Source organism: Rhizobium sp. NZLR11, from assembly GCF_019685115.1.
Classification (GTDB): domain Bacteria; phylum Pseudomonadota; class Alphaproteobacteria; order Rhizobiales; family Rhizobiaceae; genus Rhizobium.
The window spans coordinates 304165-329935 of the sequence record NZ_JABDWD010000005.1 but is presented as its reverse complement, the minus strand read 5'-3'; the positions used below and the strand labels follow the sequence as shown (position 1 = coordinate 329935).

Below are 25771 nucleotides of genomic sequence, written 5' to 3'. Positions count from 1 at the left end.
CTCGTCGATTGGCTTCAGAGGGGAACTGGAGGATGACGCAAAATGATTGAGAGAAATCTTACCGGCAGCCGGTCGATCGGGCAACCTGTCGTCCTATGTCACGTAGACGCCGGCCGCCTGGCGAAGGGCACGCAGAGCAGGGCGCAACTCGTGAGGACGGCGATGACCATCCAGGCTTCGTTGATCGCCTGCGCGCTTGCCGCGGTCTGGATCAGCGGATCGAGCAGCGCCGTGGTATCGGCGTCGAAACTGCCGCTATGTCCCGATATCGCCGGAAGGGGAGCGCCGACGAAGGTCGCAACCTCGATGTCGCCGGCTTGAAGACGGGTCCAGAGGCTTTGGCCCAGCGGTTCCGAGCGGGTGTAGATGATGGTGTCGATCAGCGCGATGCCGATCGCCCCGCCGAGATTGCGCATCAAATTGAAAAGACCGCTGGCATCGGGAATGCGATCGGCCGGGAGCGTGCCGAGCGCCAGCCGCGTCGGCGGCAGCAGGCAAAACATGATGGCGACGCCGCGCACGACCTGCGGCCAGAACATCGCGTCATAATCCGAACGCGGATCCTGAAAGGCGCTCATCCCAACGCCGATCGCAAACAGGGCGAAACCGGCGGCCGACAGCAGCCGCGCATCCAAACGCTTCTCCAGCGCGACCGCGACCGGCGCCGTGATCAGCTGGGCGATGCCGGTGACCAGCATTGTCATGCCGATCTCAAGGGCGTCGTGGCCCCTGACGAAAGCGAGAAAGACCGGCATCAGATAGACGGAGCCGAACAGGCCGATACCGAGCACGAAGCTCAGAACCGAGCCGACGAGAAAGTTCCGGTCAGTGAAATTGCCGAGATCGACGATCGGCCGGCCGCGGTGCAGCGTTCGCCGGATGAAAATACCGCCCGACGCCAGGCAGACCGCCAGCAGGCTCAGCACATAGGTCGAGGTCCAGCCGCTGGTCGGCGCCTCTTTCAGGCTGAGTTCCAGGGTCGTCAGCGCGGTTGCCATCAGCAGCAGCGACAGGCCGTCGAGATGCCGGAGTTCGGACGGATCGGCCGCCTGTCGCGGCAGGAAGAGCGCCGCCAGGATTGCCGAGGCAATGCCCGGCAGGATGTTGATCAGGAACAGCCAGTGCCAGGAATAGGTCTCGGTCAGCCATCCGCCGACGATCGGCCCGACGGTGGGCGCCAGCACCGCAAGCACGCCGGCGATCGTCGTCGCCAGCGCCTGCCGCTCGTTCGGGAAAAGGATGAACACGGCCGAAAACACCGAGGGGATCAGCGTTCCGCCGGAAAAGCCCTCCAGTACCCGCCAGGCCACCAGTTCACCGAAACTGCTGCTGGCAGCACAGCCAGCCGAGGCCGCAACGAAAACGCTGATGGCGGTAACGAACAGCCACCGCATCGTCAAAAGCCGCGTCAGCAGGCCGGTCAGCGGGATCGCCACCACTTCGGCGATGAGATAGGCCGTCTGTATCCAGCTCATCTGATCCGGATCGATACCAAGCGCTGACTGGATAGTCGGCAGCGATGTCGCCACCACCTGAACGTCGAGGATCGCCATGAACATGCCGATGCACATGGCGATGAAGCCGAGCCAGACGATGGCAGGCCTCGCATCGGGATGGGCAGGCTCAACTCGTTCCATGCGATGATCCCGCGCGCGCGGCATTTTCTGCCCCGGTGAGAAGACCGATCATGTTTGCGATCGAGACGATCGACAGTCAACAGGCATATCGGGGCAAAGAGCCATCTTTGGCCGGATGTCCGGCAGTTGCCGCGAAGGTGTCTGCTACGCACGGATTGGCTGCTTCGTCACCAAATGCGATCGCTCTGCGCCTTCGGTCCACCGGCCAATTTCTGAATGAAGCTCATCAAGACCCACCCGACGGTGACTTGCGGAAGATTTGAGATCGGCAATTGACGCGCCGGCGAAAAATTGGCTATCGATATTAAATCAATTTGATTGACTTCAAACTCCCAATTCGCTTCCGGCACTGCGCTGGAATGTTCAAGCCCTGATTTTCAAGAGGAAGAGAGACCATGTCCACACCGCGACCGAAAAACCTGCGGCTCGAAACCCTTTGGAACCCGGCTGCGGATGGCAAGGATTTTTCCTACGTCCTGCGCCTCAAAAATCTCGGCGCCGAGCCGCTTTCGAATTTCTCGCTCTGCGTCAGCGGTCCGGGCCGCGTCGATCCGGCCGGACGCGTCGAGGGCGCAACGGTCTCACAGCGGATCTCGAATTTCACCGAATTCCAGCCGCCGGCCAATTTCATACTCGGCGCCGGCGAGACGTGGACGATATCGGTCTACGCGCTGAGCCGGGATTTCCGGCACTGGACGGACGGCGCGACGAGCGGCTATCTCGCGCTTTCCGACGGCAGCACCATCGTGCTCGGCATCGAGCCGACGCGCTCTTCAGTCAGCAATGCGCCGCTGAAACGCGGCGCCGAGATCTATCCGGTACCCGTCAATGCGCCCGTCCAGGTGTCGATCATCCCTTGGCCGAACCATGTGGCCGTCACCTCGCGCCAGCCGCTGCCGGCCGGTTTTGCGCCGCAGGCACGGAGCGGGGAAGGGGAGGAGGCGGCGCGAAGCTTCGCGGCGCTGGTGGAGCATCTCTTCGCCGTCGAAGGCATCGTGCGGACTGAGGCGGAAGGCGCGGTCCCGGTTGCCCTGAAAGATGCCGCAGGGCTCAGTCCGGAGGCCTATCGGCTGAGCTTCGAGGGTGAGACGATCACGATCGAGGCAAGCAGCCGGACCGGCTTTCTCTATGGCCTCGTGACACTTGGCCAGATCTGGCGCGGTGCAAGGCTGCATCCCGGTGTCTTCCGGTTTCCGGCCTCGGGCGAAATTGTCGACGAGCCGTCGATGAGCTGGCGCGGCCTGCATCTCGATGTCGCCCGCCAATTTTACGGCGAAGCCGAGATCAAGAAGCTGCTGGCGGTGCTGGCCTGGAACAAGCTCAATCGTTTCCACTGGCATCTTTCCGACGACGAGGCCTGGCGCGTCGAGATCGACGCCTATCCCGCCCTGACCGAGATCGGCGCCTGGCGCGGCCACGGCCTTGCCGTTCCGCCGCTGCTCGGTTCCAGCCCGGCCCGTACAGGCGGCTATTACACCAAAGCCTCTGTCCGCGAGATCGTCGCCCACGCAAAGAGCTTCGGCATCGAGATCGTGCCGGAGATCGATGTGCCCGGTCACTGCTACGCGATGCTGCAGGCGATACCGGAGCTGCGCGATCCGGCCGAGGTCGGCAGCTATTATTCGGTTCAGGGCTTTCCAGACAATTGCATCAATCCGGCCCGCGAGAAGACCTACGAGATCGTCGAGACCATCCTTACGGAACTCATCGAGCTCTTTCCGTTCAAGACCATCCATCTCGGCGCCGACGAAGTTCCCCTCGGCGCGTGGTCCGGCTCGCCGGAAGCACTCGAGCGCCTGCGCACAGTCGCCGGCGGCGAGGTTGCCGATGCGCATGCCAAGCGGCTGAACGTCGTGACCAACACCCACGGCGCCGACGATATCCACGGCTCGGGTGCGGCCGTCCTGCAGGCGGAATTCCTGAACCGAGTCCAGCGCTTCCTGGCGAGCAAGGGCTGCATCACCGGCGGATGGGAAGAGGCGGCGCACGGCGATGTCATCGACAAAGCGAAGAGCTATCTCTGCAGCTGGCGCAATGTCGAGGTCTCGGCCGAACTCGCCGAACGCGGCTACGAGATGGTCGTCTGCCCCGGGCAGGTCTATTACCTCGATATGGCGCTCAGGCCCGACTGGGATGAGCCCGGCGCCAGTTGGGCGGGGACTTCGGATGCGGAAAAGCTCTACACCTTCGATCCCATCGGCGGCTGGACAGCGAGCCAGAAACAAAAACTGCTCGGCATCCAGGCCTGCATCTGGTCGGAACCGATGACGGATCGCGCCGTTTTCGACCGTCTGGTTTTCCCGCGCCTTTCGGCACTGGCCGAAACCGGCTGGACGAAACCGTCATCCAAGTCGTGGGAGCGTTTCAAGGCGCTGGCAGGGCTGATGCCGCTGCTTTATGGGCTGCAGGAATCCTAAAGCGCGTCGCATCAAACTTGATTCATGCGACGCGCTTTAGGCCTTTGTTTTTATGCGTGTCGTTATCCCGGAACCGCTGCACACTTCCGGGCGACATGCATTAAGGCGAGGATTGGGACCGTGATAGAATGTTCCTGGTCGGCGCCACCGAGCCGTCTTTCATACGCTTTGAGTAGGTCTGCGAGGTTGGCGGTCGGCCGTTGGGGCACCCGATCGGGTTAGCGTGGTAAGTATTGTAGAATATGCGAATGTGCGCATAATTTCTGCGGCTGGAGCTGCCAGGCAAGAACGATCGAGGGCTCTGGGAGATCCCAATGGAAACAATCGTCGAAGACGCCCATGTTGGCGTCGTGTCGCCCGAACTCGTGGTCGATGCCCTGTTTGCATGCCGAAAGACGGCGGCGATCAAGGCGGCCATCGAGCTTGATCTCTTTACTCATATCGGCGAAGGCAAAACGGCAGCCTTGTTGGCCTCGGCAACAAGCGCCTCGGAACGTGGAGTGCGCATCCTGTGCGACTACCTCGTGGTACATGGTTTCCTGACAAAGGAGAGCGGACAGTACCGGATGACTCCCGCGACCAGAATGTTCCTCGATCGCAATTCGCCGGCCTATATGGGCTCCGCTGTCGAGTTCGTCGCCGCACCCGAAATACTGGATAATTTTCTGCGCGATCCGGCCGCCGTCGTGCGAAACGGCGGTTCGGCCGGGCTTGCGAACATGTCGTCAGACAATCCCGTCTGGTTGAAGTTTGCGCGCGGCATGGGCTCCTTTACCGGGCTCAGCGCCAAAATACTGGCCGGCGAAATCTCCGGCTGGCCGAGGTCTCCCAAAAAGGTCTTGGACATCGCTGCAGGTCCAGGCATTTTCGGGATCGAAATTGCGAAAGCCTTTCCATCAGCGGAGATCGTCGCCATCGATTGGGCCGCCGTATTGGAGCTGTCGCGGCAGAATGCGGAAAAAGCCGGCGTGGCTGACCGGTACCGGACGATCGCCGGCAGCGCCTTCGATGTCGATTGGGGCACGGGTTATGATCTCGTCCTGCTTCCAAATTTTCTGCACCACTTCGATCTGCCGACATGCGCCCAGCTGTTGCGAAAGATCATCGCCGGCCTTGCAGAGGATGGTCGGATCGTCGCGGTAGATTTCGTGCCGAACGAAGATCGCGTGTCGCCGCCTTTTCCGGCAGCTTTCTCCTGGGAGATGCTCGCCAGCACCCCGGCGGGCCAGGCTTATACACAAAGTGAGCTGACTGAGATGGCAAGACAGGCCGGTCTTGCCGACGTCACAGTCAAACCGATGCCGCCGACTCCTTCAAGTATCATTCTGTTTGAATAGCCGGTCGACCGTCGCTGTGTCGCCGCGCGCGCCGTAGCCCGGCTCTACGACCAAGCCGGCTATCGGCTAAACTCAATTTAGCCGACCGGCTTTTGCAGAACGTCGAAGCGCGGATTGGTTTCGGAAAAGATCGGCAGGGCGGCGGCGCCGAGGATGGCGGTATCCTTGCCGGTCATGCCGATCATGACGCGGGGGATGGTCCGCTTCTGGCCGGGATCGATCGGGACGTGCAGCGGCTCCAGCCGTTCTGCGAGCCGGCGCATCAGCGATGTCGATACGCTGCCGCCGAGCACGATGGTCTGCGGATCAAAGGCCAGTTCCAGAAAGTCGAGGGTCTGTCGCAGCGGCTGGACGGCCTGATCGAGCCAGGCGTCCAGGCCTTCGCCGCCCTTGGCGATCAGCGCGTCGAGATCATCGGGCGAGAGTTCCTCGGCATTGGCAATGCCCATGAATTCGTAGGCGACGGTCGGCGAGATGTAACGATCCAGACAGCCGCGCTTGCCGCAGCTGCAGAGCTTGCCGTGCGGCTCGACGATGATATGGCCGATCTCGCCGGCATTGTTGCGGCTGCCCTTGTAGAGGTGGCCGTCGAGGAACATTCCGGCGCCGATGCCGCCGCCGCCGGCAAGAAACAGATAAACGAAGCTGCCCAAACCGCGGGCGACGCCATGAAGGCGCTCGCCGATCGCCGCCGCCGTCGCGTCGTTTTCGACCAGCACAGGCACCTTGACCCGCTGTTCCAGCTCATGCCCGACGGGAAAATCCTGCCAGCCGGGCAGGCTTTGCGGGCTGAGAGAGGTGATGCCGCTATCGGCATAGCGGCCGGGCAGGGCCATGCCGACGCCGAGCAGCCGGTTTCGGTCGAAGGCGAAGGCCTGCTGCAGATCCTCGACGATCGCCTGCAGGGCGGGCATTGCCCTTTGCGGATCGGCATGTTCGACGTGGCGCTCGATGCGCGCGCGGACGGCGCCGGAAAGATCCGTCAGAACCCCGCTTGCCCGTTGACGGCCAAGTTCCAGGCCGATCGAATAGGCACCGGCGGGATTGATCGAATAGGGGATGATCGGCTGGCCGCGCGCCAGCTTCTGTGCCTCGGCCGGGACGAGAAGATGCGACTTCTCCAGCTCCTCGACGATGTTGGATACGGTCTGGGCAGTCAGCGCGGTCATCCGGGCGATCGCCGCGCGCGACAACGGACCGTTCGTCCGCACGGCCTCGATCACCACACGCCGGTTGTGAGACTTGGCCTGCTCGAGATTGGTGCCGGAGATCGCCTTCATGTCGCCTTCAAAGCAAATGGTGCCCCACCCTTGTCACAAGATGGAAAACGATGAAAGCCGCATTCTTCGTCAGGCCTATTGAACCCCGGCGTCAACCGGCGCAACGGCATTGCGTCTCTGCAGCAGGCCGAGGATCGTTATCCCCAACAGGCCGGTGACCGCGCTCATCAGCGCGGTTCCGGAATAGCCTGTCACCCAGGTGCCGGCGGCAAAAACCAGCGCGCCGATCCCCGCACTGGCAAAGATATTGACGGAGATCAGCGCGCTGCCGAGGCCCGGCCGATCGGCGATGAGATCCTGCAGATAGGTGATCGGAATGCTGATGATCGCCGCGGCGCCGATGCCGGCGATCAAGGTCAGCGCATAGAGGTGCCAGGGCTCAGAGGCAAAGCCGAGAAGGCTGAGGAACACCGCATAGATGACGGTGCCGGCGGCAAGCGCCGTCATCTGCCCGGTTTTCCGTGCAATCCGCGACCAGACGATGATGAAGACGATTTCCAGCAATGCGACGATGCCGACAAGAATGCCGACATCGCTGAGCGCGCCATGGGCAGCACCGGTGGCGATCAACGGCAGAAGGGCGTCGTTCAGATGCAGCGTGCTGGTGATCAGCGCCACACCGGCGATATGCGCTGAAATCCGCGGCGAAATCACCTGCCGCAGGGCGCCGAGATAGGTGAGATGATGAACCGCGGCCATCTCCGTTCCCACCCGTTTCGGCAAGGCGAAGAGGATGATGCCCTGGCAGAGAAGGCAGGAGATGGCGGCAAAGAGATAGGCCGGCAGCATGCTCGATGCGCCCGAAAGCAGCAGGCCGGTCACTCCCGGAATCAGCACCCAGGAGAGCGAGATCATGGCGCGCACGCCTGAATTGGCCGTCACCATGTCGCTCCGGGTCATCCCGTGCATCGCCGCGCGTGCATTGGCAAACAGCAGCGAATTCAAAGCCCCGTAGATCGGCAGCGGCAGCAACCCGCTGATGATGAAGACCGCCGCGCTCGGAAAGGTATAGACCATGCCGTAGCCGACGATGCCGAAGATGCAGGCGCCGATCATCGCCGAACGGTACTCGCCGAGCCGATCGGCGAGATTGCCGAGCAGGATGCTGATGACCACGTTCACGGCCGCCGAGGCGAAGCTCAGCACGGAATAGAGACCGTCGCTCAAGCCCAATTCGCGGATGCCCACGATGGAACGATAGGGCGCGGTCATTGCGCCTGCCATTCCGAAGGTGAAAATGGCGATCATGCTGGCGCGGATCGCCGGTTTGCGGAAGACGTCGGGGAAAAGCCGGCTCATGCGCTCATCTGAATGTCAGTAATGTTCCGATTGCGAGAAGGTCCGCGCCAGCTCGGCCTGACCGGCCGTCAGGCCGCAATCGACGGGCAGGCAGACGCCGGATATGGCTGCGGCGAGCGGACCGGCAAGGAAGCCAACGGCATTGGCGACATCCTGCGGATCGACGACCCGCTGCAGCGGATACCAGCGGCGGGCTTCCTCGAAAACATTCGGATTGGCGGCGGCGCGTTTCTCCCAGGCCTGCGTCTTCACCGTGCCGGGGGCGACGGCGTTGGAGCGGATGCCGAACTTGCCGTATTCGACGGCGACCAGCCGGGTGAAATGCAGAAGCCCGGCCTTGGCGGCGCTATAGGCCGGGTGTCCGAAGACATTCATGCCGTTGACCGAGGCGATGTTGACGACGGACCCTTTCGACGCCTTCAGCATCGGCTCGACGGCACGGAAACATAGGAATGCCGCTTCGAGATTGAGCGCAACGTCCGCCCGCCAGATTTCGGGCGTCGTCTCGTGCAGGCTGGTGGCGCGGGCCGCCCCGGCATTATTGACCAATGTTCGCACCACGCCGGCGTCGGCGGCGCGTCTGACCAGTTCCGCAATGCTCGCCTCGCTGGTCACATCACATCCGACGGCCACGAAGCGATTGTCCTGCCCGAGCTTTGAGGCCGTGACAGCCGCAGCGGCGGCATCGATATCGGCGAGCAACACGACATCATGGTCATCGGCGAGCCGCGCGGCGATCGCAGCACCTATATCGCCCGCAGCGCCGGTGACGATCGCTATCGACTTCGTCATTTTCTGTCGCTCCCGTTCATGAACCTCAATCTCCAAGCAATTGCCGGTCGTCGCCGTCGCGGTGGAGGACGAGCTGCTGCTTGATGCGCCGAAGCGTGGTCGTCGCCTTCGGCTGCACCGCATAGGCGACCAGGCTCGACAGGATATCGACCGTCGCGATGTAGGCGATGCGTGTCGAAGTCGGGCGATAAATGTTGTTGCCTTCGGGAAGGTCGATCGGCACGACGATTTCGGCAGCCTTGGCAACCGGGCTTGCCGTCTGGGTCAGGGCAATGGTTTTCACCTTGGCCCCGCGGGCAAGCTCGAAGGCCCGCACCAGCTCCATATTGCGCCCTGAGAAGGACGAGCCGATCAGCACGTCGCCCGGCTTCGCCGCGGCCGTCATCATCAGCTGCATGCTGTGATCGGAACTGGCGGTGATGCGAAGCCCGAGACGGAAGAGCCGGTTCTGCAGCTCGTCGGCGATCATCGACGAATTGCCGCCCGAGCCGAAGGCATAGATCATATCGGCCTTGGCGATGTGAGAAACGGCGGCTTCGATCGCCGCCAGATCGAGCGACCGGTGCAGGAGAAACAGCGCGTTCTGGGCCTTGGTGATGATATCCTGGGCGACATCGGCCGGATCGGTGCTTTTCGATTCCGGTTTCAGATAGCGAACGCCGATATGGGCGGTCCGGGCGAGCTGCACCTTGAAGTCGGAAAAACTCTCGCAGCCCAGCCGCCGGCAAAAGCGGGTGACGGTCGGCGGCGATACCGCGGCCCGTTCGGCGAGCTCGATGATCGAGGCATTCACGGCGAACTCGAAGTCGTTGACGATGATCTCCGCGATGCGGCTCTCGGAGGGGGAGAGCTTGCTCTTGTCTTCCTGCAATGTCGAAAAGATATCCAAGCCCGTTCCCACCCTTATTCCTCAAGCATCCTTCTTCTTATAGGCCACGCAGTCGATCTCAACCTTGCAATCGACCATCATCGACGATTGCACACAGGCACGCGCCGGCGGATGCTCGCCGAAATACTCCTGATAGATCTTGTTGAAGGTCCAGAAGTCGCGCGGATCGTCGAGCCAGACGCCGACGCGCACGACATCCTCGACGCCATAATCGGCCTCCTCGAGAATCGCCAGAACATTGGCGATCGTCTTATGGGTCTGGGCGATGATATTGCCGTCGATGATTTCGCCGTCTTCCATCGCAACCTGGCCGGAAACATAGAGCCATCCGTCGGCTTCGACCGCCCGCGCGAAAGGCAGCGCCTTGCCGCCGGCGCCCGTTTGAACAGTGCCATAGCGCTTGATGGGCATGCCGATGTCCTTGCAAATTATTTTCTTGATAAGTTGACAAATGACCATAGAAAGCAGAATTTGACCAGTGAAAAACATGAATTATGAAAAGAATTTCAATCCGGGGCAGATATGCGCGATCCTTTCCTGAATCCTTTTCCCTCCGACAGCGCCCGGCAGGCGATCTGGGAAATGCTCGTTATGCGCGATATCGATGCTTTTCTCGCCGCCGATTGGTCGATGGTGGAACATGATTTCGTCGAAGAGGGCTTCATCGGCATCGATGCCCAGAAGCAGCTCAGCCCCGACAGATGGCGGCTCGCCTTCCCGACGCTGTCGGCCTATCGCCAGGAATGGCTGAGGCAGGCGAAGGATTTCGCCGAGCAGAGCTTCGCGGAAGATCCGCGCACGGCGATCTTCACCACGACGACGCTTGAGGATATCGAGATCGAAGGCGACATGGCGCTCGTTCGCAAGAAGTTCGACGGCGGCATTTCCAAGTCCGACGGCACCCGAGACGTCCTGCAATGGCAGACGCTTTATTATTGCAGGCTGCACCAAGGACGCTGGAAAATCTCAGGTTTCACCGGCTACCTGCCGAACCCGATGGGGTAAAGCAGGGGCCGATAACACGAAGGCCACTTTCTTGCGCATTTTCACGGCAGCATTGGCGACCGAGACCAATACATTTTCCCCGATCTGCGTGGATCGCCGCGCGTTCGAAGCCTCTCTTTATGCCCCGCCCGGCCAACATCCGGAAACACCGACGCTCTGCACCGCGCCGATCACCGTCGGAAGGCGCGTCACCCGAGAGAAGGGTTGGCAGCTGATCGAGGGAACGGCCACCTGGGCCGATCCCGCCGGCCTCGTCAACCGTGCAACTTACGAGGAATTGCGTGACGAAATCCTCGGCCAGCTTCGCGCGGCAATGCCGGTCGATGCCGTCGTCATGGGCCTGCATGGCGCCATGGTGGCAGCCGGATACGAGGATACCGAAGGCGATCTTCTCCAGCGCATGCGCGAGATCGTCGGGCCCGATGTGCTCATCTGCGCCGAGCTCGATCCGCACAGCCACCTGACCGCCAAACGTGTCGCCGCGCTTAATTTCGCCGTCTATTTCAAGGAGTTTCCGCATACGGATTTCGTCGACCGCGCCGAGGACCTCTGGCGCATCGCCGTCGACACGCTCGAAGGCCGGATCAAGCCTGATATCTCGGTGTTCGACTGCCGGATGATCGACGTCTTCCCGACATCGCGCGAGCCGATGCGCTCCTTCGTCGACAAGATCATGCGGATCGAGAAGGACGACCCCGATATCCTGTCGATCTCGGTGGTCCACGGTTTTATGGTCGGCGACGTTCCCGAAATGGGGACGAAGCTGCTTGTCGTCACCGACAACAAGCCGGAAAAGGGCGCGGCTCTGGCGCGTGAGCTCGGCCTCGAGCTGTTTTCGAAACGGGGCACCTTCATGGTCCCGCAGATCGACGAGAAGCAAGCCGTCGCGCGGGCGATGACTGCCACCGCATGGCCCGTCGTCATCGCCGATGTCTGGGACAATCCGGGCGGCGGCACGGCCGGGGATGCGACGGTTATTCTTGGAGAACTTCTGGCCCGCGGGGTCACGAGTGCGGCGATCGGCACCATCTGGGATCCGGTGGCCGTGCAGATCTGTTTTGCAGCCGGCGAGGGGGCGGAAATTCCGTTGCGCTTCGGCGCCAAGTCGGCGCCCGGCACCGGCAATCCGATCGATGGCACGGTGAAGGTCGTCAAGCTCTTGAAGAATGCCGAGATGCAGTTCGGCGAAAGTCTCGCCCCTTTCGGCGATGCCGCCCATATTGTCCTCAACGGCATCGACATCATCCTCAATTCGACCCGCGCCCAGAGCTTCGACCCCAGCCTGTTTTCGGCGATGGGCATCGACCCTACGCGGCAGAAGATCCTGGTGATCAAATCCACCAACCACTTCTTCGCCTCCTTCTCGAAGATCGCGGCGGAGATCCTTTACTGCTCCGCCGGAACGCCCTATCCCAATAATCCGGCGACGACGCCGTACCGGCGGGCGCCGAAGACCATATGGCCAATCGTCGCCGATCCACATGGAACACAACGCGGAGCCGCCTAGATGCATGATGCCCGGTTTGCCGTCGTCGCCAAGCCAGGCGACAGGATCGCCGATCTCTCGACGCCGCGTCCTGTCATCGACGAAGACCGGCTGGCCGCCAACATCAACCGCGTTCAGTCCTATATGGATCAGCACGGACTGAACTTCCGCCCGCACATCAAGACGCACAAGATCCCGGCATTGGCCGTGGCGCAGATTGCCGCGGGCGCCAGGGGCATCAATTGCCAGAAGGTCACGGAAGCCGAGGTCTTCGCCGAAGCCGGCTTCGGCGACATCCTCATCACCTTCAACATCCTCGGACAGCAGAAGCTCGAGCGCCTGGCCAGGTTGAACGAGAAAATCCCGGCCCTGAAGGTCGTCGCCGACAGCGAAACGACGGTCGACGGGCTGGCGGCGCATTTCTCCGGCCACAAGCCGATCACCGTGCTGGTGGAATGCGACACCGGCGGCGGCCGCTGCGGCGTGCAGACGCCGGAGGAGGCCGCCTCGCTCGCCAAGCGCATCGCCGCTGCCGACGGCCTCACCTTCGGCGGCATCGTCACCTACCCCAAGCCGCAATCGGCCGCCGCCGTCGAAGCCTTCATCACCGAAACACTGGACCACCTGAAACCGGAAGGCATAACCTGCCCGATCGTCAGCAATGGCGGTACGCCGAGCCTGTTCGAGGCGCATCTCGTCACATCAGCGACGGAACACCGCGCCGGCACCTATATCTACAACGACCGCCAGATGGTGCGCATGGGCCATTGCACCGAGGATGACTGCGCCATGCATGTGCTGGCGACCGTCGTCTCACGGCCAAACGCCGACCGCGCCGTCATCGATGCCGGCTCGAAAGCCCTGACCTCGGATCTTCAGGGCTTTGGCGATTACGGCCTGATCGTCGGTTATCCCCAGGCACGGATCAGCAGCCTGTCGGAAGAACACGGCGTGATCGATCTCGCAAACTGCACCACCCCACGGCCGCAGATCGGCGAGAAGCTCTTCATCATCCCGAACCATACCTGCGTGGTGTCCAACCTGTTCGATACGATGGTATTTCATCGGGGTGGCGTGGTGACCCGCGTCGAGGATGTCGCCGCTCGCGGCCTCGTTTGGTAGGGCGCGGGTCCGGTTGAGGGCGAAATGGCCGTGGTTATAGGTGGTTTTCTCGCGATCTCGGTGTCTGTCCGACTTGGCGATGCGACATCAGCCAATCGCGTACCTTGGGCGTGGCACAGCTCAGTTCGCGCGATTTCGCGCCAGACCACGTCGCTGCGTCATTTCAAGTCTGCTGGCGGCTTCCCAATCAACGGGAGGCCGCGATCCCTTGAGACCTCTTATCACTTCGAGTACGACAAGGGCCAACGAAGCTGAACCGAAGCGTCAAAGCAACATAGGCACGAAGAGACGGCAGATCGACACCCTCGGCCTCAAGCACCTTACTCCAGTCTTCAAACTCAGATAGAGCACCAACGGCATCGCGATTTCGGAGCGCCTCGCGATAGCCAGCCCAATCTTTTGCCGGACCAAGCGCTGAAACAATCTGGTGTATGTGGTCCGGTTTTGCTGTAGCCAATGCGAAAAGGCCCGCGAAAGCGCGATAACCTTTTTTGGAGACGAGTTCGTCAAAGTTTTTTTGATCTAAAGCCGCTCTAGCCACTTGATAGCTGTTGATCAGTCGAAGGACGCGGCGCGGTGTCATTTCCAAAACTCTGCACGTTCGTTCTAAGAACTCAATTTCTTCATCCGTAATCGTCAGTAATTCGTTGACCGGGGGACGCGCGCCCTCCAACTTGTTTTCAGGGCTGTCGACGCTGTTCTTCGTTTCCGGGCTCGTATCAATAGGAAGGGGATTTTGGCTGCTTGCTCCATTGGACAAAACCCCACCGCGTTGAGCATCTGTGCTTTGCTCAGATGCACGGCCCCGTTCAGAACCCGCAAGGCGGTTTCGGATCAATTGTCCAATATCATCGGCATCGAACTTCTGTGTCCAGATCGCCAGTTGGAAGATTTTTTCCAGGTACTCAAGGGCCTTCAGATCGATGCCCTCACCCTCAAATTGCTTATGTCTGTCTTTCAAAGCGGTCTCCAGCCACCGAACGTCGACTGCCACGATGACAACGAACAGCGGAAATGCCATCAACAAATGCACCGCTTGAAGCACATCGATGACTTTGTCTGGAGGGCAACGATCAAGGTCATCGATGTAGAGGACGATGCGATCTAAGCGCTCGACCTCGGCCATCGAGATGGTGCCACCTCGCAAGGTTTCGATCTCATCTGGTGTCAAAACGTCGGGGAAATCCGTCCGTAGCTGCTGAATATCTTTTTCGAAGTTTTCATCGGCTTCAGTGCGGCCGGAGGCATCATGATCAGTCTTGGAATACATCAAGTTCGAAAGGTCGGCGAAATCCCGACGGATCGTGCCAATCAAGCCTTGCTGACTCCTATAGGGGCCGTCAACCCCGGCCTTTGATTTGACGAATGCCCGCAACCGTTCGGCCGGGGTGTCTCGGGCCAACTCATTGGCCGCATTTGCCTGTGAACTGATAGCCTCGCCCAAAGAGGCCTGCGCCGCCGCAATCTTGAGTCTTGCTGCATCGAGCTTTTCTCGAGCGGCCTTCAATTCCTTTTCATTCACATGGGCATTTTTGCTTGCGGCGTCTTTGTATCCAGTCACCGCGGCGACCACAGTGTCACGAGCAAGCACCGCCTTCCTGGTGATGCGAGCCGACCAACTCGCGGCTGTCACCAAAAATCCGGAGCCTGCCAGCAAGAAGGGATTGAATTGCTCCACCTTTTTCAAGAAATCAGTCGGTAGGACTGACGTGCCCCAGAACGAGATCGTCAAGAGCGCTACGAAAATAGCAAGGCAAGAAAGCATGGGTCTCCATCCGCCAATATCGCGACGGATTGCAAGCCACACAACTGCATCTTTCTGCAGGGAGTTCAATGCGGTCTGCGGATCGCCCCATTGAGCCATCATTTCGGGCAGGCTCTGTCCATAAACACCTTGCACGAGCTTTTTCGCTTCGGGGTCTTCGGAAGCTGCAGCCCAAGCTGCTTTGGCTCCGCCTGCAGCATCCTTAATCATCTGAGAAATACTTGATCGCTTGGCCTCGAAATCGGCTTCAGCGCGCCGAAGTTCCTCTTTCGCATGCAGAGCGCCCTGTCGCTTTGCCGCCAAATCCCGTGCTGACGCAATGGTGAGTTCTCGCGCGGTCGTAAGCCGGTTCAATATGCCGTCTCTGGACGCATTCTTGGGTGGCGATCTCCGGTCGAGCGTCTCGAAAATCTCCCCCACTAGATTTGCCCACAAGCTGGTGTCGACGTAGTGCCAGGCATTGAAAGGAACTTCGACAATTTGAGAGTGAAACGCAGGGCTTTGCAGATTGCGTAAGACGGCGATCTCCTGTTCGATGCGCCGCATCAGAAAGCTTTTCCCTGAACCCCAATGCCCGAAGACTCCGACCGCCAATGGCGGGCGAAAATTCTTGGAGGCAATCACTCGGGCCAGCGCCTCTGCGGCGTCGTCAATGCCGACAATGTCTTGTTGCTCCAAGCTTCTCGGATCGTCATTGCGCAAACGAGCGATCGGATCGAGTTGATGGGTGGGGCTTCGCAGACCGTCAGCCCTTTCGATCGAAGTTGACGCTTGTGCCGACGAAGCTGGTGCTACGGACGCGGTGAGGGGCGATTTCGAATTCACGCTTTTCTGCTCAGCGCTTGACGCCCCCAATGCTTGCGCTGCGTCTGCGTACCCTCGATCCCGCAGTATCAATACCCACTGTTCTAGTGACTCATTTGGCTCCAACGAGTTCAGCAGAATAGGCGTCAAGTTCATCAGCAAGGCATTCAGGTCGGTTCTTTTCACCACTTGCATCGCCATTCCGAGCTCTTCGGCGACTATCCTTTTCTGCGATGTAATCAAAGACACCAAAACGTGGCGCGCGCCGATGAAGTCGTCCTTGCCACCCGTTTGGCGTCGAATAGCGAACGCATCGTCGAACGCTGCCGAAAGCCCCAGCGACACACGCATTGAGGTCGGACTGCGAACGGGCGGACGAATGACGCTCAAAAGTTTGCCTGTGCCGATAGCCTTCTCGAGATACTTGAATACAAAGCCGTGGCTGTTGTCTGCCTCCTTCTGTCCCAGCCGCAGGACTTGCTCAACGTAGCTGGAGATGTCGGCTGTCGGCTGTTGGGGAAAGTGCCGGCTCGGAGTCATACCCTCCAACACTTTCCGGATCGACGCCGAGACCTTGTCGGCTTTCAATTCGGAAACGGTAGCCCACGTGCGACCTTCCATTTGCCTCCCCCAAAAGTGCAACGATCTCAAATATTCCACGCTGGGGGATTTTCCGCAACACGCCAATATGCCTTTTAACTTGCAGTCTTCGCTTCTTGCAACGAAGCGATGAACTCTAAAGTGTTGATATCCTCAACTTCTGATGGGCGTTAACCAGAGTGGGCATCGCTCGAAGCAGGAGATTGTTCGCCGCCTTTGGCCATCAACATTCCGATGTCCGCTTTGGACCGGACTCTGTCATCTGGAAGATGATTGCCCAACGAGGTTCGTAGAGGAAAATCACCCCCGAACTGCCGCCGGCAGCCACATTGTCTAGGGTGTCATTTCGCCCCGGGCCCGACCCCTGGCAGGACGAACCGCCGGCAGGGAGCCAGCCGCTTCAAGCCGCCGTCGGGTTGATCACGTTCATATCGATTTCCGTCAGCTCCACGCGCCGCTCGAAGGCAATGCCCGCCTCATCGAAGAGGTGGCAATCGGCGGCATTGATGCCGGTCGAAACAGGCGCGTCCGGACGGATACCGACGCTGCCGGGCAGCATGGCGCAGAAATTTTCGCCCTCGCCGTTGAGCGAGGCATAAGCGACCGTATTGGCCCCGAGGCGCTCGATGACCGTCGGCGTCACGGTAAAGACGATATCGCCGCCGTTGAGTTGGATATGTTCCGGGCGGATGCCGAGGGTCAAAGCCTTGCCGGCCATGCCGTCGCGCGGCGTCACCGGCAGAACGGCCGTCTGGCCGAGATAATCCACCTCGACGCCATTGGCGCTGACGCCTTTGCAGGTCACGGGCAGGAAATTCATTTTCGGATTGCCGATGAAGCCGGCGACGAACTGGTTTGCCGGCTTGTGATAAAGCTCCAGCGGCGCGCCCGTCTGGGAGATATCGCCGGCGTCGAGCACGACGATACGGTCGGCCATGGTCATGGCCTCGACCTGGTCGTGCGTCACATAGATCATCGTCGCCTTCAACGCCCGGTGCAGCTTGGCAAGCTCGATGCGCATGTCGGCGCGCAGCGCCGCGTCGAGGTTTGACAGCGGTTCGTCGAACAGGAATATTTTCGGTTCGCGCACGATGGCGCGGCCGATTGCGACGCGCTGGCGCTGGCCGCCTGAAAGCACGCCGGGTTTCTGCTGCAGCCGTTGTTCCAGGTGAAGGATGCGCGCCGCATTTTCCACCCTGGCCTTGAGCTTTGCCTCTTCCATCTTTTCGACGCGAAGCGGGAAGGCGATGTTTTCGAAGACGGTCATGTGCGGGTAGAGCGCGTAGGATTGGAACACCATGGCGATGCCGCGCTTGACCGGTGGCAGGTCGTTGACCCTGACGCCGTCGATGACGATATCGCCCGCCGTGGTCGCGTCGAGACCGGCGATCATCCGCAGCAGGGTGGACTTGCCGCAGCCAGACGGGCCGACGAAGACGACGAACTCGCCGTTCTTAACATCGAGCTGTACGCCCTTCAGAACTTCGTAGTCGCCATAGAATTTCTGAACTTTGTTGAGAAGGAGCTGTCCCAAAAATCTGTCTCCGCCGGCGGCCTGGTCGCATGTTCGATCATGATAGTGGAGGGGCCGCGGCTTATGCCGCCGCGACCCCAGGAGAGGCTTACTTGAAGGCTTCGATTTCGCCGGCAGCCTTCTTGAGCGCTGCTTCCGGCTGGGCCTTGCCTGTTACCACCGACTGGATCATCTCGATTATCGAGTTCTGGAAGCCCTTATAGTCGGTGAAGAGCGGCTCGGGACCACCGTAGCTGATGCCGTCGATCAAAGGCTTCCAATTGGCATCCTTGGCGACGAACTCGTCGACCTTGGCGGAGGGGCGCAGCGGGGTGAGGCCGGCGCCGCCCTGCAGCTCGTATTCCGGCTGGACATCAGGCGAGGTGATGAACTTGGCGAATTCTATCGCCTTGTCCTCGACTCCAGAACCCTTGAAGATCGCCAGGCTGTCGGTGATCAACAGCGTGCCCGGGCCCTTGGCGTCGGGACCGAGCGGCAGCGTCGTGATGCCCCAGCTGATCTGCGTCTTCTTCAGACGGTCGGCTGCACCGGAGCCGGCCTGGATCATCGCCACCTTGCCGTCGAGGAAGATGGCGCGGACTTCGTTCTGCTCATAGGCCGTCGGGCCTTCTTCGGAGTAGGGGACGATGTCCTTATAGGCTTTCAGCGCGGCGAGAATCTGCGGGCTGTCGAGCGTGACCTTGCCTTCGGCATCGGTCACCGCACCGTTATTGGTGTAAACCCAATGCATGAACTGGTGCATGGTATTGTCGAAGGTCTTGGCGGAGAGACCGAAGCCCGGAATGCCGGTCTTTTCCTTGATGGTCTTGGCCATCTCGATTTCTTCGGCCCAGGTCTTCGGCGGCGTCTCGGGGTCGAGGCCGGCCTGCTTGAAGAGATCCTTGTTCCAGTACAGCGCCTTGGTGGAGAAGGCGATCGGAACGCCCCACTGGTTACCCTCGAACGTCACCGTGTCGACGATGTGGGGATAATAGGCCTTCTTCTCGTCATCGGTCATCGGCACCGGCACGATAAGATCGTTCTGGGCGAATTCCTTCAGCGTGCGCGAGCCGACATAGGCCATGGCGACCGGCGTGCCGGCGGCGGCAAGCGTCGTCGCCTTGTCCTGGCACTGCGCCCAGCCGACGACCTCGGGGGCGATCTTCCAGCCTGCGTTCTTTTCTTCCCACTGCTTGATGTATTTGGTGTGGACCGGGTCGATCGTGTCGCCGCAATAGATCCAGCTGATTTCCTTGTCGGCTGCATGGGCAGTGACCGCGGTCAGTGCCGTCGAACCGAGCAAAGCGAGCGCCATAAGGCCTGTCTTGATTGTTATGCTCACGTCGTGACTCCCGTTCTTGTGTTAGCTGTTCACTCGTTTTTTGGTCTTATTGTTTCACCGCACCGGCGGTCAGCCCGCCGACAAGGTAGCGCTGAAGGAAGAAGATGACGACCATCGCCGGCGCGATGCCGACGAAGGAAGCCGCCATCAGTTCGTTCCAGATGACCTCCTGCTTGCCGAAATAAGCAAAGAGCCCCACCGGCAAGGGCATGTATTCAGTCTTCGAGTTGAACGTCAGCGCGAAGATGAATTGCTGGGCGTAAGCGCCGATGAAGGTGGTGATGGCGACGACGATGATGCCCGGCATCGCAATCGGCAGGATGACGCGGCGAAGCGTGTAGAAATGGCTGGCGCCATCCATATAGGCCGCTTCGTTGAGTTCCTGCGGGATACGGATCATGTAGGTGCGCAGCAGCCAGATTGCCGAGGGGATCAGGAAGGCGACTCCCGGCACGATCATGGCGAGATAGGTGTTGAGCACGCCCAGGCTGCGCATCAGCCGGAAGAGCGGGATCAACAGCACGGCGCCGGAAAACATGTTCACCGTCAGGAAGGCGCCGAGCAGGATGCCCATGCCCTTGAATTCAAACTTGGCGAAGGCATAGGCCGCCGGAATGACGAGGCAGAGCACGACCAGCGTGACGATGATCGAGATGAAGAACGAGTTGAAGATATAGCGTCCGAAGCCGGGAACGCTGACCCACATCGTCCGGTAAGCCTCGAACGAGCCGTTCTCCGGCCAGAAGCGGTAGGGCGAGGAGAAGAGCTGGCTGAGCGGCTTCAGCGAAACCATGAAGCCTTCGAAGAAGGGCGCCAGCACGAAGAACAGAAACAGGGCGATGCCGCAATAGATCAGGATGATTTCCCACCAGCGGTAACGGTCGATCATGGCGGGGCTGCTCATGCGCGCTTCTCCGGGTTGAGGCGGCGGGTAACGCGGAAATAGGCAAAGCAGAAGAGCGACAGGAAGATGCAGATCAGCACGGCGCGCGCCGCCCCTTCACCGTATTTCTTCGAGCCGATCGCAGTCTGATAGGTATCGATGATCATCGTCGTCGTCTCGCCGCTCGGGCCGCCCTGCGTCAGGATCCAGATGATATCGAACGAATTGAAGGTGGCGATCAGCGACAGCATCGACATGGTGATGATCGCCGGCACCATCAGCGGCAGGGTGATGCGGCGGAAGCGATACCAACGGCCGGCGCCGTCGGTCCAGGCGGCCTCGTAGAGATCCTTCGGAATGGATTGGATTGCCGCCAGGAAGTAGATCGTCACCAGCGGCACGCCGATCCACACGTCGGTGATGATCGTCGCCCAGAAGGCGGTGCTGCCATAGGCGAGGAAGGCGACCGGACCGTCGACCAGACCGAAGCGTTGCAAAACGCCCGATATCATCCCGAACTGGCCGTTATACATCCAGCCCCACATGAAGATGCCGATTGCCATCGGCACGATCCAGGGCGGCATGGTCAAAAGCCGGAACAGCGAGCGGCCGGGCACCGCGGCATTCAGCATGCATGCGCCGAAGGTGCCGATCACCATTTTCAGCGCGACCGAGAAGAACGTCCAGATGAAGGTGCGGATGATGACTTCCGCGAACCGCTCGTTGAAGATCTTCTCGTAATTGATCCAGCCCACCCAATTGGTGGTCTTTCGGAGCGACGCATCGGTGAAGGAGAGAATGAACGTATCGACGAGCGGATAGGCGACGATGGCGAGAACATAGAGCACGGCCGGAAGAAGCAGGATGCAGGCGAAGATGAAGGTGCTTCGTTGAACACTCATCCTGCCGCCCTCCTCAAGCCGCTCTTGCGTGAAGGGCTTCGTCGAAGCGGTCCCAGACGGGACGCAGGTCGACGACCGTTTTCTTCATCCTTGCTTCGTCCATCGCCAAAGCGAGAATGCCGGCCTCAAGCGCATTCAGCGTGGAAACGGGAAGTTCGAGCCCGGTGCGCACGCTTTCCAGCAGATCGCTCGCCATCTGTTCGTCGGCGCCGTAATGCTGGGAGAGCTCGGTAGCGGCATATTTGTTTTCGACGATCCTGTTGCCGGTCAGCTGTTCGTGCACGTCGAGATAACCTCGGACGAAATCGCCTTCGGCCATGCCGCGCGAGCCCATGATGGCGAAACGGCGGAACTGGTCGGGCACGTTCAGATTGGTATGGAAGTTCATGCCGACGCCATTTTCATATTCGACGATCGCCACCTGATAGTCGATGATATCGGCATCGCTGTCGAAGACCTTGTCCGATCCCATCCAGCCGCTCGGCTTGCGATGGAAAAGCTCGAGATCGTTGATGCCTTCGCGGGCCGGGTCGTTGGCCGGAATGAAGCTCTTGCGGCCGCCGAAACTTGCCACGCGCTCGGGCCGCGCGCCGACGACGCCATTATAAAGGTCGAGGTCGTGGCAGCATTTCTCCAGCATGAAGCTGCCGGAATAGCGCTCATAGCGGCGCCAGTCGCGCATGAAGAAGGCGCCGTGATAGGGCTCGATATGTTCGGAAGCCTCGATCGACACGATCTGACCGAGTTTGCCCTCGGCCTGGATGGCGCGGAGATCCTTATAGAGTGGAGAATAACGCAGCACGAGGCCGACCATCAGCCGCTCATGGCCGAACTTCGCCATCAGATGGGCAAGCTCGATGCTTTCGGCGATGGTGGTAACGATCGGCTTTTCGCAGAAGACTTTGAGACCGGCTTGAAGTCCGAGCCTGATATGATCGAGATGCAGGTGATTGGGGGAGCCGATCATCAGCAGATCGAGCTTTTCGGAAGCCAGCAGCTCCTCCGGCGAACCATAGGCCTTGCCGACAGAGACACCCTTTTCCGTCAATCCGGGAAGTCCGGCGGGTTCCGGATCGACATAGCCGACAATGTCGAAGCTGCTATCGATCGCTTTGAACACATATCCGAGATAGCCGAGCCGGAATCCCAGCCCGATGATTCCCACTTTCATGCCGATCAAGTTCCCAATTAAGTAATTTATTTTCTTTAAGTTGGGACAAAAATCGAGAGGCGTCAATAGAAAACGGGCCTCAAAGCGCGGGTATGAAATTAATTTTCATAGACCGGCAGACGGCGGCCGATTGTCGGCTGCGACCGGCCGGACGCGGATTGCCGAATGGAATAGCGCGCACCGCTTGAAGCAGCGGCGGCGAATTCATCGTATTTTGCCCAGGCGGCGATCGTCCCGACAACCACACGCGGGACTCGCGAAATGTTGAAAAGACACGTGAGTTTACGTGTGTAGGATGGCACGAGACCCGAAGGCAAGGAGGAGCCATCATGACCCGCATGACAGCCAAGGATTTCCCTCAGGAACTTCTCGAACTCTACGATTATTACGCGCACGGGAAGATTACCAAGCGCGAATTTCTCGACCGGGCCGGCAAATTTGCGGTCGGCGGGCTGACCGCAGCCGCCATTCTTTCGTCGCTGAGCCCCGACTATGCGCTGGCGACCCAGGTCGAGTTCACCGATCCCGACATCGTGGCCGAATACATCACCTATCCGTCGCCGAAAGGAAATGGAGATGTCCGCGGTTATCTCGTGCGCCCTAAAAACGCCGCCGGCAAAGTAGCGGCCGTGGTGGTCGTTCACGAAAACAGAGGCCTGAACCCCTATATCGAGGATGTGGCGCGACGCGTGGCAAAGGCGGGTTTCATCGCACTGGCGCCTGATGGACTCACTTCGGTCGGAGGTTATCCCGGCAACGACGAAAAGGGGCGTGACCTGCAGCAGAAGGTCGACCCGGAAAAGCTGATGAACGACTTCTTCGCGGCGGTCGAATTTCTGATGAAGAGCGACCTCACCACCGGCAAGGTCGGCATCACCGGCTTCTGCTACGGCGGCGGCGTCGCCAATGCTGCGGCGGTCGCCTATCCCGAACTTGCCGCAGCCGTGCCCTTTTACGGCAGACAGCCGCGCGCCGAGGACGTGCCGAAGATCAAGGCCCCCTTGCTTCTCCATTATGCCGGGCTGGACAAGGGCATCAACGAAGGCTGGCCGGCCTATGAAGCTGCGCTGAAATCCTCGCAAAAAATCTACGAAGCCTATGTCTATCCCGACGTCAATCACGGCTTCCACAACGACACCACGCCGCGCTACGACGAAGCAGCCGCCAAGCTCGCCTGGCAGCGCACGGTCGACTGGTTTACGAAATACCTAGCCTGAGGAGGCAGTGGCTTGAACGATGCTGCGGCGGGGAGCCATTCCCCGCCGCCTGGGGCGGTCCTGCGACAACCCTATGATTTCCGTTCACATCTAGATTGCTCTGCGGTTCGACCCGCGCGGGGAAACGGCAGGCCTTGCCTGCCGGCTCGCGGACTGGAAGGGACCCCGGCGGGGACACCATGGTATGATCGATCGAAAAGCCCTTCTGTGGTTCTATGGGCAAGCCTATGATCGCGAGAGCCACCGGAGGACGTCACTGGAGCACCCTCGCGAAGAGACGGGCTCATCATGCAGCCATCCTCTATCGATCTCGAAATTGCGGTGATGATCATTCGGGAGAAATGTCATGGTACGCTTGCTTTCCGTCAATGTGGGCCTGCCGCGCGACATCACTTGGCAAGGCAAGATCGTCAACACCGCCATTTGGAAAACGCCGGTCGATGGCCCGCGCATGGTGCGGCGGTTGAACGTGGACGGCGATGGACAAGCCGACCTCGCCGGCCATGGCGGTGAAGGCCGTGCGGTCTTTGTCTATCAGATCGATTCCTACCGGTACTGGCAGGAGCAGTTGCGCCGCGACGACTTTGTCTACGGGCAGTTCGGAGAGAATTTTACCATCGATGGTTTGCCTGACGCAGAAGTCTGCATTGGAGACCGTTATCGGATCGGCGCCGCGCTGTTCGAGGTGACGCAGCCGCGCGTCACTTGCTACCGGCTTGGTATACGCATGGACGAGCCGCAGATGGCCGCGTTGCTGGTCAAACATGGCCGTCCCGGCTTCTATTTGCGTGTGCTCGAAGAAGGAGACGTGCGGGCAGGCGACGAGATCACGAAGGTTGCGTCCGGCCCCGAAGGCATGAGCATTTTTGCGATCAACGCGCTGCTTTACATGCCCGGCCATCCTCGTGACCAGTTGGAGCGCGCGCTGCGCATCCCGGCGCTGAGCGCCGGCTGGCGTGGTTCATTCGAGGCGCTGCTCAAGCAGAGGCGGGAGGAGGGGGCAACGACGGGAAATGCCGGGCTCGCCGCCGCATCCGGCCCGCCGCCGGCATGGCGCGGTTTCCGCCCTATGCGTGTGTCGCGCAAGGTGCGGGAAAGCGGCAACGTGACCTCCCTCCTGCTCGAACCGACGGATGGCCAACCCGTTACCGCGGCACTGCCTGGGCAGTTCGTGGTGCTGCGGTTCGGGCCAGCTTCTGCGCCGGCGATGATGCGTAGCTATTCGCTGTCAGGCGAGCCCAGCGCCAGCCATTATCGCGTCAGCGTCAAGCGGGAGCCCCATGGCCTTGCCGGCTGTTACATCGATGACGAACTGCAGATTGGAGACATCGTGCAGGCAAGCGCCGCACGCGGCAGTTTCACGTTGCGGCCGGGCGCCTCGCCAATAGTTCTCTTGAGTGCGGGTATCGGCGTGACACCGGTGCTGGCGATGCTTCACGTTCTGGCGGCCGAAGCGTCGACCCGGCAAGTCTGGTGGTTATACGCTACCCGCAACGGCCGCGAACATCCGTTTGCCGAGGAGGCGCGCGGGCTGCTCGGGACGCTTGCTCACCATCGCAGCCACATTCGCTACAGTTTGCCCGACCCCGAGGATCGGCCGAAGCTGGATTTCGACGCTTACGGCCGTCTGGATGTGCAGTCGCTAAGAGCACTCGACCTGCCGCGCGATTGTGATGTCTATATCTGCGGGCCCTCGACATTCATGAGCGATCTGACCGTCGGACTGATAGCCCTGGGCATCGCCCCGGATCGCATCCACAGCGAGATGTTCGGCGCCGGTCCGTCGATAACCCCCGGAATGTCTGCTTCGCCGCCTCGTCCACCACATTCACCGGCGGGGTCTCCAGGCTCGGGGCCGCTGGTGTCGTTTGCGCGCACCGGTCTTAATGTGCGCTGGGAGCCGACATTCCAGAGCCTGCTCGAACTGGCGGAGGCCTGCGACGTGCCGGTGCGATGGTCGTGCCGAACCGGCGTCTGTCACACCTGCGAGACCGGGCTTGTAGCAGGGAGCGTCGACTACCGGCCCGACCCGGTCGATGCGCCGGCGGACGGCAACGTGCTGATCTGCTGCTCGAAGCCTAAGGGCGACATCGTGATCGATTTGTAGAGGCAGGATTCTTAGTGGTCTTTCTGGCGGATGCCTGATTGTCCCTACCTTGCAAGCATGGCGATGCGATGCTGCCCAAAGGCGAACGAACATTCGTGGCGGAGGATACGGAAGGCTTCCTCGCCTCTTCATGACGCGCAAAGAGCGCTGCAACAGCTTGAATCGCGGCACAATCCTCAAGTCGCTTCCGATTTAAGCAATTA

General features: G+C 60.5%; 19 protein-coding genes. 7 read left to right on the top strand and 12 right to left on the bottom strand.

Features of this window, described 5'->3' with window-relative positions; genetic code table 11:
- Positions 1 to 98: 98 nt before the first annotated feature.
- Positions 99 to 1637 (bottom strand): DHA2 family efflux MFS transporter permease subunit, encoded by a 1539-nt coding sequence (locus tag HJB83_RS11960; RefSeq protein WP_221131937.1) that lies wholly within the window; start codon positions 1635 to 1637, stop codon positions 99 to 101.
- A 395-nt stretch (positions 1638 to 2032) separates the two neighbouring features.
- On the opposite strand from HJB83_RS11960, the gene HJB83_RS11955 reads away from it, so the two are divergent.
- Together HJB83_RS11955 and HJB83_RS11950 are read left to right on the top strand one after the other, a co-directional pair.
- On the top strand, positions 2033 to 4054 hold the full coding sequence (locus HJB83_RS11955) for a beta-N-acetylhexosaminidase (protein WP_221131936.1): 2022 nt from the start codon (positions 2033 to 2035) through the stop codon (positions 4052 to 4054).
- Between the two features lie 314 nt (positions 4055 to 4368).
- The gene (locus tag HJB83_RS11950) at positions 4369 to 5391 is read left to right on the top strand and encodes a bifunctional 2-polyprenyl-6-hydroxyphenol methylase/3-demethylubiquinol 3-O-methyltransferase UbiG (protein ID WP_207585303.1); all 1023 of its coding nucleotides are present in this window, start codon (positions 4369 to 4371) and stop codon (positions 5389 to 5391) included.
- A 77-nt stretch (positions 5392 to 5468) separates the two neighbouring features.
- On the opposite strand, the gene HJB83_RS11945 is transcribed toward HJB83_RS11950, so the two are convergent.
- The 5 genes from HJB83_RS11945 to HJB83_RS11925 form a co-directional block, all read right to left on the bottom strand.
- A complete protein-coding gene (locus HJB83_RS11945; protein WP_221131935.1) occupies positions 5469 to 6671 on the bottom strand; it encodes an ROK family transcriptional regulator in 1203 nt (400 codons plus the stop codon).
- A gap of 75 nt (positions 6672 to 6746) precedes the next feature.
- On the bottom strand, positions 6747 to 7970 hold the full coding sequence (locus tag HJB83_RS11940; protein WP_221131934.1) for an MFS transporter: 1224 nt from the start codon (positions 7968 to 7970) through the stop codon (positions 6747 to 6749).
- Positions 7971 to 7985: 15 nt separating this feature from the next.
- Positions 7986 to 8762: an SDR family oxidoreductase gene (locus HJB83_RS11935; protein ID WP_221131933.1), complete on the bottom strand. Its 777-nt coding sequence runs from the start codon at positions 8760 to 8762 to the stop codon at positions 7986 to 7988.
- A gap of 25 nt (positions 8763 to 8787) precedes the next feature.
- Positions 8788 to 9651 carry a MurR/RpiR family transcriptional regulator gene (locus HJB83_RS11930; protein ID WP_221131932.1) on the bottom strand — a complete coding sequence of 288 codons (864 nt, stop codon included), beginning with the start codon at positions 9649 to 9651 and terminating at the stop codon, positions 8788 to 8790.
- 21 nt (positions 9652 to 9672) lie between these two features.
- On the bottom strand, positions 9673 to 10062 hold the full coding sequence (locus HJB83_RS11925) for a RidA family protein (protein WP_221117745.1): 390 nt from the start codon (positions 10060 to 10062) through the stop codon (positions 9673 to 9675).
- Positions 10063 to 10173: 111 nt separating this feature from the next.
- Between HJB83_RS11925 and HJB83_RS11920 the strand changes: the two genes are divergently transcribed.
- Genes HJB83_RS11920 through HJB83_RS11910 form a run of 3 tightly spaced genes read left to right on the top strand, consistent with a single transcriptional unit; the run spans position 10174 to position 13264 of the window.
- Positions 10174 to 10656: a hypothetical protein gene (locus tag HJB83_RS11920; RefSeq protein WP_221131931.1), complete on the top strand. Its 483-nt coding sequence runs from the start codon at positions 10174 to 10176 to the stop codon at positions 10654 to 10656.
- A gap of 31 nt (positions 10657 to 10687) precedes the next feature.
- Positions 10688 to 12163 carry a M81 family metallopeptidase gene (locus tag HJB83_RS11915; protein ID WP_221131930.1) on the top strand — a complete coding sequence of 492 codons (1476 nt, stop codon included), beginning with the start codon at positions 10688 to 10690 and terminating at the stop codon, positions 12161 to 12163.
- Positions 12164 to 13264, top strand: coding sequence for a D-TA family PLP-dependent enzyme (locus HJB83_RS11910; protein WP_221131929.1), 1101 nt, complete (start codon positions 12164 to 12166; stop codon positions 13262 to 13264).
- Between the two features lie 187 nt (positions 13265 to 13451).
- On the opposite strand, the gene HJB83_RS11905 is transcribed toward HJB83_RS11910, so the two are convergent.
- From HJB83_RS11905 to HJB83_RS11880, 6 genes are all read right to left on the bottom strand, one after another.
- Entirely contained in the window at positions 13452 to 16493 is a 3042-nt protein-coding gene (locus HJB83_RS11905; protein WP_221131928.1) for a P-loop NTPase fold protein, read from the bottom strand.
- Between the two features lie 340 nt (positions 16494 to 16833).
- Complete coding sequence (locus HJB83_RS11900; RefSeq protein ID WP_221131927.1) at positions 16834 to 17967, bottom strand: ABC transporter ATP-binding protein; 1134 nt, start codon at positions 17965 to 17967, stop codon at positions 16834 to 16836.
- A gap of 88 nt (positions 17968 to 18055) precedes the next feature.
- Entirely contained in the window at positions 18056 to 19261 is a 1206-nt protein-coding gene (locus HJB83_RS11895; RefSeq protein WP_221131957.1) for an ABC transporter substrate-binding protein, read from the bottom strand.
- 73 nt (positions 19262 to 19334) lie between these two features.
- Complete coding sequence (locus tag HJB83_RS11890; protein WP_221131926.1) at positions 19335 to 20192, bottom strand: carbohydrate ABC transporter permease; 858 nt, start codon at positions 20190 to 20192, stop codon at positions 19335 to 19337.
- Positions 20189 to 21073 (bottom strand): carbohydrate ABC transporter permease, encoded by an 885-nt coding sequence (locus tag HJB83_RS11885; protein ID WP_221131925.1) that lies wholly within the window; start codon positions 21071 to 21073, stop codon positions 20189 to 20191. The genes HJB83_RS11890 and HJB83_RS11885 overlap by 4 nt, the downstream gene beginning before the upstream one ends.
- 13 nt (positions 21074 to 21086) lie before the next feature.
- Entirely contained in the window at positions 21087 to 22244 is a 1158-nt protein-coding gene (locus HJB83_RS11880; RefSeq protein WP_221131924.1) for a Gfo/Idh/MocA family protein, read from the bottom strand.
- Positions 22245 to 22573: 329 nt separating this feature from the next.
- On the opposite strand from HJB83_RS11880, the gene yghX reads away from it, so the two are divergent.
- Both yghX and HJB83_RS11870 read left to right on the top strand, forming a co-directional pair.
- On the top strand, positions 22574 to 23461 hold the full coding sequence (gene yghX / locus HJB83_RS11875) for a YghX family hydrolase (RefSeq protein ID WP_207585288.1): 888 nt from the start codon (positions 22574 to 22576) through the stop codon (positions 23459 to 23461).
- Positions 23462 to 23807: 346 nt separating this feature from the next.
- Positions 23808 to 25568 (top strand): MOSC and FAD-binding oxidoreductase domain-containing protein, encoded by a 1761-nt coding sequence (locus tag HJB83_RS11870; protein ID WP_207585287.1) that lies wholly within the window; start codon positions 23808 to 23810, stop codon positions 25566 to 25568.
- Positions 25569 to 25771 lie beyond the last annotated feature (203 nt).